This is a genomic window from Fulvivirga marina (assembly GCF_016775155.1).
Taxonomy (GTDB): Bacteria; Bacteroidota; Bacteroidia; order Cytophagales; family Cyclobacteriaceae; genus Fulvivirga; species Fulvivirga marina.
Genome location: NZ_JAEUGD010000066.1, coordinates 166,966 through 179,461 on the forward strand (window position 1 = coordinate 166,966; position 12,496 = coordinate 179,461).

At 39.8% G+C, this 12,496-nt stretch carries 11 protein-coding genes; 8 read left to right on the plus strand and 3 right to left on the minus strand.

What is annotated here, in order from left to right; all coding sequences use genetic code 11:
* The first annotated feature begins 85 nt into the window (after window positions 1-85).
* Both pdxH and JMN32_RS21665 read left to right on the plus strand, forming a co-directional pair.
* On the plus strand, window positions 86-730 hold the full coding sequence (gene pdxH, locus JMN32_RS21660) for a pyridoxamine 5'-phosphate oxidase (protein WP_202858473.1): 645 nt from the start codon (window positions 86-88) through the stop codon (window positions 728-730).
* Window positions 703-1,983 (plus strand): glycosyltransferase, encoded by a 1,281-nt coding sequence (locus JMN32_RS21665; RefSeq protein ID WP_202858474.1) that lies wholly within the window; start codon window positions 703-705, stop codon window positions 1,981-1,983. The genes pdxH and JMN32_RS21665 overlap by 28 nt, the downstream gene beginning before the upstream one ends.
* On the opposite strand, the gene JMN32_RS21670 is transcribed toward JMN32_RS21665, so the two are convergent.
* The 3 genes from JMN32_RS21670 to JMN32_RS21680 are packed head-to-tail and all read right to left on the minus strand — an operon-like array spanning window position 1,984 to window position 4,510.
* Complete coding sequence (locus JMN32_RS21670) at window positions 1,984-2,673, minus strand: response regulator transcription factor (RefSeq protein WP_202858475.1); 690 nt, start codon at window positions 2,671-2,673, stop codon at window positions 1,984-1,986. It lies immediately after the preceding gene.
* Window positions 2,670-3,662: a glycosyltransferase family protein gene (locus tag JMN32_RS21675; protein ID WP_202858476.1), complete on the minus strand. Its 993-nt coding sequence runs from the start codon at window positions 3,660-3,662 to the stop codon at window positions 2,670-2,672. Before JMN32_RS21675 ends, JMN32_RS21670 begins: the two co-directional genes overlap by 4 nt.
* Complete coding sequence (locus tag JMN32_RS21680; protein ID WP_202858477.1) at window positions 3,662-4,510, minus strand: UDP-2,3-diacylglucosamine diphosphatase; 849 nt, start codon at window positions 4,508-4,510, stop codon at window positions 3,662-3,664. Before JMN32_RS21680 ends, JMN32_RS21675 begins: the two co-directional genes overlap by 1 nt.
* A 212-nt stretch (window positions 4,511-4,722) precedes the next feature.
* On the opposite strand from JMN32_RS21680, the gene JMN32_RS21685 reads away from it, so the two are divergent.
* The 6 genes from JMN32_RS21685 (at window position 4,723) to ligA (ending at window position 12,492) form a co-directional block, all read left to right on the plus strand.
* On the plus strand, window positions 4,723-5,805 hold the full coding sequence (locus JMN32_RS21685; protein WP_202858478.1) for an aminotransferase class V-fold PLP-dependent enzyme: 1,083 nt from the start codon (window positions 4,723-4,725) through the stop codon (window positions 5,803-5,805).
* A 76-nt stretch (window positions 5,806-5,881) separates the two neighbouring features.
* Window positions 5,882-6,802 carry a universal stress protein gene (locus JMN32_RS21690; protein WP_202858479.1) on the plus strand — a complete coding sequence of 307 codons (921 nt, stop codon included), beginning with the start codon at window positions 5,882-5,884 and terminating at the stop codon, window positions 6,800-6,802.
* A 179-nt stretch (window positions 6,803-6,981) separates the two neighbouring features.
* Window positions 6,982-8,223 carry an exodeoxyribonuclease VII large subunit gene (gene xseA / locus JMN32_RS21695; protein ID WP_202858480.1) on the plus strand — a complete coding sequence of 414 codons (1,242 nt, stop codon included), beginning with the start codon at window positions 6,982-6,984 and terminating at the stop codon, window positions 8,221-8,223.
* Window positions 8,216-8,413 carry an exodeoxyribonuclease VII small subunit gene (gene xseB, locus JMN32_RS21700; RefSeq protein WP_202858481.1) on the plus strand — a complete coding sequence of 66 codons (198 nt, stop codon included), beginning with the start codon at window positions 8,216-8,218 and terminating at the stop codon, window positions 8,411-8,413. Before xseA ends, xseB begins: the two co-directional genes overlap by 8 nt.
* Before the next feature lie 86 nt (window positions 8,414-8,499).
* A complete protein-coding gene (locus tag JMN32_RS21705; protein ID WP_202858482.1) occupies window positions 8,500-10,380 on the plus strand; it encodes a M1 family metallopeptidase in 1,881 nt (626 codons plus the stop codon).
* A 105-nt stretch (window positions 10,381-10,485) separates the two neighbouring features.
* Window positions 10,486-12,492, plus strand: coding sequence for an NAD-dependent DNA ligase LigA (ligA, locus tag JMN32_RS21710; protein WP_202858483.1), 2,007 nt, complete (start codon window positions 10,486-10,488; stop codon window positions 12,490-12,492).
* The last annotated feature ends 4 nt before the right edge of the window (window positions 12,493-12,496 follow it).

A 12,496-nucleotide genomic window follows, 5' to 3' on the forward strand; every position in this document is an offset into this window, starting at 1 on the left:
TTAAAAGGAAAAGATTTATTTATTAAAAATACTTGGGGTATTAATACTCAAAGATTTTAAATTTGGCACTCAAAATAGACATCCAATGGAAAAGAATATTGCAGAAATCAGGCAAGACTATGTTCGCCATTCCTTAAGGAAAAAAGACGTAGACAAAGACCCCATTAAACAATTCCAAAAATGGTTGACTGAGGCACTTACAGCCGAGGTTCGTGAAGCCACTGCCATGAATATGGCGACGGTAAGCGAGCAGGGGGTGCCTTCATCAAGAATACTGCTTCTTAAAGATGTCAATAAAAATGGATTTACATTTTACACTAACTATCAAAGCAGCAAAGCCCGCGAACTTGAGGTCAACCCATCAACAGCACTTACTTTTTTCTGGCCTGAATTAGAGAGACAGGTGAGAATACAAGGAATTGTAAAAAAGGTAAGTAAGGAGGAATCAGAGGAGTATTTCAAAAGCCGGCCAAGAAAAAGCCAGATCGGAGCCTGGGCCTCACCTCAAAGCTCAGTTATAAGCAGCAGGGAGATCCTTGAAGAGCGTGAACAAAAATTGGAGAAGAAGTTTGAAGGCCAGGATACTTTACCCAAACCAGAGCAGTGGGGTGGATATATTGTAGAGCCGTTTTTTCTTGAGTTTTGGCAAGGACGCGCCAGCAGGCTTCACGACCGTATAGTATATACACGCGAAGACAATACGTGGAAGATCAATCGCCTAGCACCATAAAAGAAAATATCTACTTATCCAGGTATGCCTTTCCAGGCTCCTTATTGAATAAGGAGCCTCATAAAGGCTTGGAGTTGGTAATAACCATCCCCTGCTACAATGAACCTGATCCAATCCGGAGCCTGAACTCATTACTGATGTGTAATACACAGAACTTATGTATTGAGGTTATCCTACTTATAAATGAGGCCGAAAATGCACCCTCCCACATATCGCTACAAAATGAAAAATCTTATCAAGAGGTAAAACGCTGGGCAGAAAAGCACTCCAGGCCTGATTTTTACTTTCATGTAATCTACAAAAATGACCTCCCTAAAAAGCACGCCGGGGTTGGGCTGGCTCGTAAAATAGCAATGGATGAAGCTGTGCGTAGACTGGAGTCCGTAGGCAGACCAGACGGAGTAATCATATGTTACGATGCTGACAGTACATGCGATCCTAACTATATTCAAGCTGTTCACGATTATTTTTACTGTAACTCTAAATCTCCTGGCTGTTCAATTTATTTTGAACACCCTCTGGAAGGCAGCTTTGATGACAATATTTATGATGCCATTATAGATTACGAATTATTCCTTCGATACTACGTAAATGCCTTGCGCTACTCTGGCTTTCCTTATGCTTATGAAACCATTGGCTCCAGCATGGCAGTAAGATCCTCAGCCTATCAAAAACAGGGAGGCATGAATCGTAGAAAAGCCGGAGAAGACTTTTACTTTCTTCATAAAATCATTCCCCTGGGTAATTTTGGAGAAGTTAATAATACCAGAGTCATTCCCTCCCCGAGAATCTCAGATCGTGTGCCCTTTGGCACCGGCAAAGCGGTAAATGACTGGCAAAAAACACGGCACCTGTCAACATACGCTATACAAACCTTCAAAGACCTTAAGTGCTTTATAGATAGCTTACCGGAGCTTTACAATGCCTCTTCCGACTTTATCGAAACCTTTTTATCAAACCAGCCTGAAAGTATACGCAGTTTCCTTGTTGATAATGACTTCATATGCCACACTGAGCGCATTAACAACAATGCTGCCTCCATCAATACCTTTATAAAGCATTTCTATCAATGGTTTGATGGTTTCAAGGTGTTGAAGTACGTACATTATGCCAGAGATAATTTCTACCCCAACCAGTCCATAGGGCAGGTTGCCTCAGAGCTACTAACCCTGACTAAAAGTACCTCTCCTATTAACAACAAAAAAGATATATTATTGGCTTACAGAAAAATGGACAGACAAGTCCATTATTAACTATTTCACTTGAAACTTATATTTTCCTTCCTCAATCCTGGATATTAACCCCTCTCCTATTTTTTGAGTCAGATTAGTAATATAGGTGTCTACAGACCTGGCCAGTACATATACATCGGAACCCCAGATATTATGAACCAAATTATCTCTGGTAATCACTTTTTTAGGATTTTGAGCAAAGAAATACAAAAGCTCAAACTCATATTTAGGCAGGGACATTTTTTTGCTTTTGTACGTTACTGAGCTAGCTCTTCTGTCGATAGTCATATCTCCGATATTGATCTTTTCAATACTCTTTCTGATCACCAGGTCCTTTTTGAGTACAGTACTTATTTTATGGGTAAGCGTTCTGAGTCCTGTTATCTTCTCAATATAATCATCCCCACCAGTATCCAATGCCTTTAGTTGTAACTGCTTATCAGACTTGGCAGTTAGAAAAAATATATAAGTGTTTTTAAAGTCAGGATGCTCTCTCAATTGCCTGCAAACCTCTATGCCATTGATCTTAGGCATCATAATATCCAATATGATCAGATCAGGATGAAACTTTCCGGCCGTTTCAAGTGAATGCGTACCCTTGCGCTCTACTTTTACCGTATAACCATCTTTCTCCAGGTTATACTGCAGCAGATCAAGAATATCTTTGTCATCATCGACAATCAATATTTTATGATTGATAGAATTGTTCATGCACCGGCCTCCTTCTCAACGATGTGTGAAATGATTGCTTCCGTTTCATCAGGGTATTCTATCTTAGTTGCATCTCTGAAATAAGCCCAGTCTTTAATCTCGTCTACATATTTTTTTTTAAGCTTCTTCAGAACGGGTATCCCCATCTCTTCCATCGCCGCCGCATTGCACTGCTGCTCATATTGGTTTTTCATCGGGATCACCATCAGCTTCTTACCAAGAAACAGGGCTTCCGAAGGAGTTTCAAAACCTGCCCCACACAATACACCTTCTGCTGATGTAATGCTATCAATAAACCTTTGATTATTGATAGGTGATACTTTTACATTCGCCTCTTCATACCCTTCCTTATTATGTTTGGAGAAAACTTCCCAATTGACTTTTTTCACCTTCGAAAGTATTTCCACTATTTTTTCATCTGCATAAGCTGGCAGGTATACTGTATAGTGCCCCTTGTTAGTGATTTTAGCTTCACGTATGGACCTTCTTACAACAGGCGTATAAATATTTTCATCAAAAGCATTAAAATGAAAGCCATAGTGGACAGATGCGGGCGCATAATTCCTCAGGATCATTTGGCCTACCACATCCTTAGACTCAGGCTTGGGGCATTTGGCAGAAAGTAATGCACTCTGATGGCTTAAAGCAACACACCGCTTCCCCTTAAGCCTTGATGCCCAGGCAGTAATAGGTTCAAAATCGTTTATAATCAGATCGTAATTATCGATTGGAAAATCCTTGATCTCTTTAAGAAAACGACGTGAGGAGTTACTTTTTAGTGTTTTCGACAGGTTAATACCTCCTTTTTTACCAAAGTAAAAACTAAGTCCCTCTGATCTGTACTTCGTTTCTTTGGGTAAAGATATTTCAACCTGAGCTCCACTTACCAGATAATCAACCTCTCCGTACTTCTCCAATTCCGGGCCAATATCCATAGCTCTACTCACGTGACCATTTCCAGTACCTTGTATTGCGTATAATATTTTCATTACTTGACAATTAAAAATTCATTGACCATATCTCTGAAGATATCATCTGTATTCATTGCCCGTTTACTCTTTTTATTAACCTTTATGGACATTGCAACAGGATCTTCAGTAAAATTGTAAAGGCGCCACGACTTGTTGTTATATTCAAGAGCGGTCAGGTTCTCAACCCAATCACCTGAATTCAAGTACATTACCTGCCCCTTTTCAGACTTCACTTTTCGCATTTGCGGATGGTGTATATGGCCGCACACTACAAAATCATATTGGTTACTGATAGCTATATCCGCTGCGGTCTGCTCAAAATCATTAATAAACTTAATCGCTGACTTTACGCCATCTTTAATCTTCTTGGAGAGTGATATTTTACCTTTTCCTACAAGCTTAGAAATAAAATTCACAAATGTATTCAGGAGAATAAGTGTATCATACCCTATAGCACCCAGCTTGGCTAACCATTTGGAATGCTTCATAGTAACATCAAACACATCACCATGAAATATCCATGTCTTTTGTCCATCAAGGTCTAGCACAACCTTATTCTCAATGGAGAAAGCACCTAGATTGAATCCCACAAACTTCCTCAGCATTTCATCATGATTTCCGGTAATATAGACCACTTCAGTACCTTTGCTCAGCAATCCGGTTATATGCTTAACAATTTGCATATGACTGGCAGGCCAATACCGTTTACTGAACTGCCATATATCAATAATATCACCGTTAAGGATAAGTTTCTTGGGCTGGATTGTTTTTAAGTAGCGTAGAAGGTCCTCTGCATGACAACCGTAAGTACCAAGGTGAACATCTGATATTACTACTACTTCAACAGGACGTTTTTTTTCTTTCATAAAGTTTCTGAAAAAAGATACCCTTAATAGTCTAAACTCATACTAAACCAAAAGGGTATCTTAATAAACTCATACAATGCAAATGTAGTGAGCAACCATTACCTCAGTTTGACTCAGACATTACTATAGTGTTACTAATATTTGCTCGTTTATTATTCCAATATGAACTGTGATTGATTATTTTTGGCACCTGCTATTAGCACCAACTATATATGAGAAAATTCTATTTTACCCCCGGACCCTCACAGCTGTATTATACGGTTGAGGAGCATCTTAAAAACGCCCTCAAGGAGGGCATACCATCCATATCCCATCGCAGCAAAGACTACGAAAAAATCCACCATCATACCGTGGAAGCCATTCGCTCATTACTGGCTTTACCTGATGATTATCACATTTTTTTCACTTCATCTGCCACAGAAATATGGGAGCGCACCATTCAAAACATGGTTGATACAGAATCCTTTCACTTGGTTAATGGTGCTTTTTCAAAACGTTTTTTTGAAATAGCTGAAAACTATAGGATCAATGCCATGTCACAAGTGGCAGAAGAAGGTGAAGTTGTGGAAGCCGAAGAATTACTCATTCCTGAAACAGCAGAACTCATTGCCATAACACATAACGAAACCAGTACAGGAGCAAGCCAGCCAGTTGAGGATATTAAAAAGATCAGAAAGGCCTTTCCTGACCAGCTAATTTCCCTCGATGTAGTTTCTTCTGCCCCGTATGTCAATTTGGATTATAACCTTATTGACACGGCCTATTTCTCAGTTCAAAAGTGCTTTGGGCTGCCAGCAGGACTTGGCGTATGGATTGTTAATAACAGGTGTCTCCAAAAAGCTCAAACGCTGCTAAATAAAGACCGAGTTATCGGTTCATACCACAGCCTGCCTTCGCTTTTGGAAAAGAGCATTAAAAACCAAACCCCTGAGACCCCAAATGCCCTGGCTGTTTACCTATTAGGCAAAGTAGCAACAGATATGGTAGACAAAGGTATTGAACAAATACGCAGAGAGACTGAATATAAGGCAGCTGTATTATACCAGGCATTTGAACAATCTAATATTCTGAAGCCATTTGTAGCCAAAGAATTACATAGGTCAAAGACTACGCTTGTAGCTGAAACGACTATTCCAAGCAAAGAGATAATCTCCAAACTCTCTGAAAAATCATTTGTAGTGGGCAGTGGATATGGGAAATTTAAAGACAAGCATATTAGGATTGCCAACTTCCCTACTCACTCAAAAGAACACGTGGAAATACTCGCTGATGAGCTATTGAAAATAAAAAAATAATTTCATCAATAAAAGTGGAAAATTCTCAATGTAAAGTCATTTATTGACTTAATTTTGCACGAGCAATCGTAAACCTATGGAACCATTTAAAAACCTTTTAGTTGGGCTTGATACTTCAAAATTGGATGCTACACTCATTAAGTATGCATCATTTTTAGTCGACCACTCATCGGCAGAGAAAGTGCAATTCGTAAATATTGTACGCAATCTCAATATCCCTTCCGACGTAAAGAAAGAGTTCCCAAATATCGTTACCAGCGCTATTCAGGACAGAAAAGACAAGATCAAAGAAGCTGTCAAAACTCATTTTACACCTAAAAAGAAGGTAAAAGTAACCTATCTTGTCAAACAAGGGCAGGCTCCAATGCTGTTGGACATTGCTAATAAATCCCAGACTGACCTCATTATAATAGGACAGAAAAAAACATTAGATGGGACTGGTGTTACTACGATGCGTCTGGCAAGACGGGCAAGCTGTAACTTGCTGATCGTACCTGAAAATGTAACTCCTAAAGTGGACAAGTTTCTTGTTCCCATTGACTTCTCAGACTATTCAAAGCTATCGCTTACCCAGACCATAGATTTTGCTGTAAAAACTGGCGGCAAAGGCGAGATATACTGCCAGAACGTTTACAACGTACCGGCAGGTTATCATTACACTGGCAAATCTTTCAATGAATTCTCTGAGATCATGAAAAAGAATGCTCAGGAGTCTTTCAAAAAGTTTATCAAGAAAATTGATCCTAGAGGAATCAAAATACATGAAGTATACTCCCTGGACACCAATGACAACCTGGCCAGTGATATTTATGACCTTGGCGATAAGATTGATGCAGATTTCATCATTATCGGGGCTAAAGGAAGAACTGCTGCCGCCGCACTTTTCCTTGGTAGTCTTGCTGAGAAAATGGTAAATGACAATATGAACCACCCTTTACTTGTGGTGAGATTTAAAGGCAAAAATGCCGGATTGTTTGAGACTTTAAGAGAGATATAGTATTAGTTGCTGTTATGGGCTTGTTACCTACTTTGTAGATTGATAGCATTTCTCATGTCAGGCCAAGTATAGAGAAGCATTTAATCCCGCTCCCTGTATAGGCTAAATACCATGTTTTAATTTTCATAACAAACTCCGCTATATACTCCTAAATATTGAATAGTTTTGAGGTTCCCAACATGGAACACCTAACATTATTTGATCTCAACAAACTTGTAAAGGACACGCTGGACACCAACCTGGAGCCCTCCTATTGGGTTATTGCTGAAATTGGTGAAATGCGATCAAATCAAACAGGACACTGCTACCTGGAGTTGGTTGAAAAGGACAATGATAAAGTAATCGCTAAAATGCGAGCTACAATCTGGGCATACACCTACAGAAACCTCTCCACTTGGTTTGAAGGAATGACCGGTCAGGCACTACAGCCTGGCCTAAAGATACTTTGCAATGTAGTAATTCAGTTTCACGAACTTTATGGTCTTAGCGCCAACATCAAGGACATTGATGCCAATTTCACTTTAGGAGAACGAGCACAGCGAAGAAAAAAGATCATCGAACAGCTTATCTCCGATGGTGTTTTTGAAATGAACAAGACGCATATGCTCCCAATCGTTCCCCAGCGCATTGCAGTTATCAGCTCTCCTACTGCTGCGGGCTTTGGCGATTTTATGGATCAGGTTACCCAAAACAACTATGGCTACCATTTTAATGTCAAGTTGTTTAAAGCAATAATGCAAGGTGATAAAGCGAGCGAATCCATGATCAATGCCATGCTTCAGGTACATAACAACAAGGAACAGTTTGATGCTCTTATCATTATTCGCGGCGGAGGAAGTCAAATAGACCTTGACTGTTTTGACGACTATGACCTTGCCTCTCATATTGCTCAGTTTACGTTGCCCGTTATTACAGGTATAGGGCATGAAAGAGACGAAACAATTGCTGACCTTGTAGCACACACCATGATGAAGACTCCTACAGCTGTTGCTGAATTTCTGATCAGTGGTGTAAGGGCTTTTGAAGAAAGACTTAATGATGCCTTCGCTCAAATTTACCATTTCTCCAACAATGTACTTAAATTAGAATCACAACGCCTGAGTACACTGGGCTACCAGCTTAAGGCAGGAGCAAAAGACAAGCTTTCCTCTAAATTATACAGGATTGACAATTTAAAGGAAAGGCTGAAAATCCATACTGTAAATCAGCTTCAAAACCATGGAAAAAAGTTAGATCTTGCTCAAAAGTCCCTGGAGCTACTAAACCCTGAAACCATATTAAAACGAGGGTATACACTCACAACTGTTAATGGAAAGGCAATTTCTAAAGCTGACATTAAACAGGGTGACAAGATGAAAACAGAAAGTGCCGAAAAAATTATAATCAGTACTATAGAAACTCAAACAGACAAAAATGGCTAAAAAGGAAACCAGTTATAAAGATTCTCTGGAGGAGATAGAAAAAATCATTCTTCAAATAGAATCAGGAGAAACCGACGTGGATGAGCTTTCTGCACTTGTAAAAAAAGCTGCCACTCTGATTAAAAGCTGTAAACAAAAACTCAAGAATACTGAAGATGACCTTAATCAGGCTTTGGATGATATAGATTGATTTTACCGTCCTTCACATTACAATTTGATAATAGCATGTAAATTGATATTTTGGCCGAAATTCAAACACACTTAAACATAATCTTAATGCATATTTATAAAAGACTAATTTTAAGTTATTTATTGATCCTTCCCATATTAGGGATGGCACAGCCCAAGTCACAGCCTTATTGGCAGCAGCGAGCTGAATATACCATGGAAATTAACATGGATGTAAAATCACACCAGTACAGCGGTAAGCAAGAATTGGTATATTATAACAACTCTCCAGACACGCTTACCAAAGCTTATTACCACCTTTACTTCAATGCTTTCCAGCCAGGAAGTATGATGGATGTTCGCTCATTGAATATTGAGGATCCCGATAGCAGGGTGGGAAGTCGTATATCCCAACTGAATAAGGATGAAATTGGCTATCAACATATCAAATCGCTAAAACAAGATGGCAAAGCAGTAACCTATAAAGTTGAGGGTACAATCCTGGAAGTAAGGTTGAATAAGCCTGTCCTGCCTGGAAATAAAACCACCTTCGAAATGGAGTTCGAAGCACAGGTACCTATTCAAATCAGAAGATCGGGCCGTGACAACGCCGAGGGAGTGGCTTATTCCATGACACAGTGGTACCCTAAATTGAGTGAATACGACTACCTAGGCTGGCATACAAACCCCTACATAGGAAGAGAGTTTCATGGTGTGTGGTCAGATTTCGATGTAAAAATCACCATTGACCCTACTTATGTTATTGGAGGAACGGGTTATCTTCAAAACCCTGATAAAATAGGTCATGGATATCAAAAAGAGAACAAAGAGGTAAAAGCATCTGACAAACCACTTACCTGGCATTTCAAAGCTCCAAACGTACATGATTTTGCATGGGCTGCAGACCCTGATTACAAACATACTACAGCGCAAGTGCCCAATGGACCAACATTACACTTTATTTATCAGGAAACTGAGGAGAATAAGGAAAACTGGGAAAAGCTGCCTGAGCATATGGTTAAAGCCGTGCAATTTATGAGCGAAAACTTCGGCAAATACCCTTACGATCAATACTCATTCATACAGGGTGGCGACGGAGGAATGGAGTACCCCATGGCTACCCTCATAACCGGTAACAGAAACTTTAACAGCCTTATAGGTGTATCCGTTCACGAGCTAATTCACAGCTGGTACCAGGGAGTACTTGCCACCAATGAGAGTTTATACCCATGGATGGATGAGGGATTCACTTCATATGCTTCAGATGTTACAATGAAACATCTGTTTGATCCTGAGAGTGACCGCAATGTTCATGAAGGATCTTATAGAGGCTATTTCCACATGGCCAACAGTGGCAAAGAGGAGCCATTAACCACACATGCAGATCAATACCACTCCAACAGGTCTTATGGTATTAACTCCTACGCAAAAGGAGCGGTATTCCTTCATCAGCTAAGCTATATCATTGGTGAGGATACGTTTAAGAAAGGAATGAAAAGGTACTTCAACACCTGGAAATTCAAACACCCTACTTCAGTTGATTTTATCAGGGTTATGGAAAAAACTTCAGGCATGCAGTTAGATTGGTATCTGGAAAAATTTGTTTACACTACTGACCAAATAGATTATGGTATTAAAACTGTAGCTGGTGAAGGAGATGCCACATATGTAACTCTGGAGCGTGTCGGTGAAATGATGATGCCAATAGACCTGTATGTGGAATATGAGGACGGCTCTAAAGAAATATACTATATTCCTTTAAGAATTATGAGAGGGGCCAAAGACGTTGAAAATACTCAAATCCAGCGCATGAATAAAGAAGTCTGGCCATGGACGTACCCTACTTATACCTTAAAGATCAACAATGGGGTATCCAAAATCAAAAGCATAGAAATAGACCCCACAGGTAGAATGGCCGACATTGACAGGTCTAACAACAGTGTTGAGCTTAAAAGTGCCATGAAAGCTTTTGAAGATCCTACAAAATAACAAAAACTGCATAGCAGGATAATAAAGAAAGATGGATTTCGAATGAAGTTCATCTTTCTTTTTTATATAGACTTTGGTTAGCTTTACGCATTTATAAGGCACATTATGACTAAGGAAGAAGCACAACAGGAGATAGCTGATCTCTCAAAAAAAATTGATCATTATAACGAACAGTATTACCTGAACGACACTTCAGAAATATCAGATTATGAGTTCGATATGCTCCTTGAAAAACTGATTGAGCTTGAAAAAAATTTCCCCGAATTCAAATACCCCGATTCTCCAAGTCAACGTGTTGGAGGTACCATAACTAAAAACTTTAACACAGTCTCTCACAGAACTCCGATGCTCTCCTTAGGCAATACTTATTCAAAGGAGGAACTGGAAGATTTTGATAAACGTGTGGCCAAAGGACTAAATGGCGAACCCTATGAATACTTCTGTGAGCTAAAGTTTGATGGGGTGGCCCTGAGCCTTACCTATGAAAATGGTATCCTGGTAAGAGGTGTTACACGAGGAGATGGACTCAGAGGTGACGATATAACCAACAATGTAAAGACTATACGGTCTATTCCACTTAGATTAAAGGGGGATTACCCGCAGGGATTTGAAGCTCGCGGTGAAGCTTTTATGCCCAACAAAGTATTCATACAGCTGAACAAAGAGCGTGAGGATATAGGAGAAGAGCCTTATGCCAATGCCCGAAATACTACCTCAGGAACCCTAAAAATGCAGGACTCCGCTGCTGTAGCAAAACGTAAACTGGATTGCTATCTGTATTCAATGAGTGGAGATGACCTTGGTGTTGATTCCCATGCTGATTCCATTCAGAAATTGATTAACCTCGGTTTTAATGTCTCTCCTACCTTTAGAAGGTGTAAGAACATCAATGAAGTCTTAAAATACATCAACGACTGGGAGGAAGAAAGAAATAAACTTCCTCTGATAACAGACGGAATTGTAATTAAGGTTAACAGTTTTGCACAACAAGAAAGGCTGGGGTTCACAGCAAAAAGTCCACGTTGGGCCATTGCCTATAAATACAAGTCAGAAAATGCTGCTACTCGCCTAAAGGATATTACCTACCAAGTTGGACGTACTGGGGCCATCACTCCAGTAGCTGAACTTGAACCGGTATTGCTTGCAGGCACTACAGTAAAGAGAGCTTCCCTACATAATGCCAATGAGATCCAACGTCTCGATTTGCGAATCGGAGATATGGTTTTTGTTGAAAAAGGTGGTGAGATCATACCTAAAATCACAGGAGTAGACCTAACTGCCCGTACCCCAGGACTAGAGCCTGTAGAGTACATCAGTCAATGTCCGGCGTGCGGCACTAAATTGGAACGTATTGAGGGTGAAGCCATACACTATTGTCCTAACACAAAAGGATGCCCTCCGCAAATTAAAGGTAGAATAGAACATTTCATTCAAAGAAAAGCGATGAATATAGACTCTATGGGTGAGCGCACAATTCATATGCTTTTCGAGAAGGGTTTTGTAAAAAGCCCGGCGGACCTCTACGACTTAACTTTTGAAAAAGTATTTCAGCTAGAGGGATTTAAAGAACTCAGCACTAACAACTTGCTTAAAGGAATTGATACTTCAAAAGAAATTAATTTTGACAGCGTACTTTTTGCCCTGGGCATCCGCTTCGTTGGTAAAACAGTTGCGGAAAAACTAGCTGCACATTTTAAAAATATTGATAACATCATCAGCGCCAGCTATGACGAACTTATCAATGTTCCCGAAATTGGTGAAAGGATTGCCACAAGTGTAATTAACTTTTTCTCAGACCCTGAAAATGTCACTGAAATAGAGCGCCTGAAAGCAGCTGGTGTTCGTATGGAATTAGAACAAGTAGATAATACACAAGTATCTAATGTTTTAGATGGCAAAACTTTCGTAATTTCGGGCGTGTTTGAAAGATATAGCCGTGATGAACTGAAGAAAGTGGTTCAGGAAAACGGAGGAAAAGTGATCTCGGCAATATCAGGAAAACTCGATTTCCTCTTGGCAGGAGACAAAATGGGACCTGCTAAAAAAGAGAAAGCAGAAAAATTAGGTGTAAGCATTATTTCCGAGCCTGATTTCGAAGCGATGATCAAATAATACG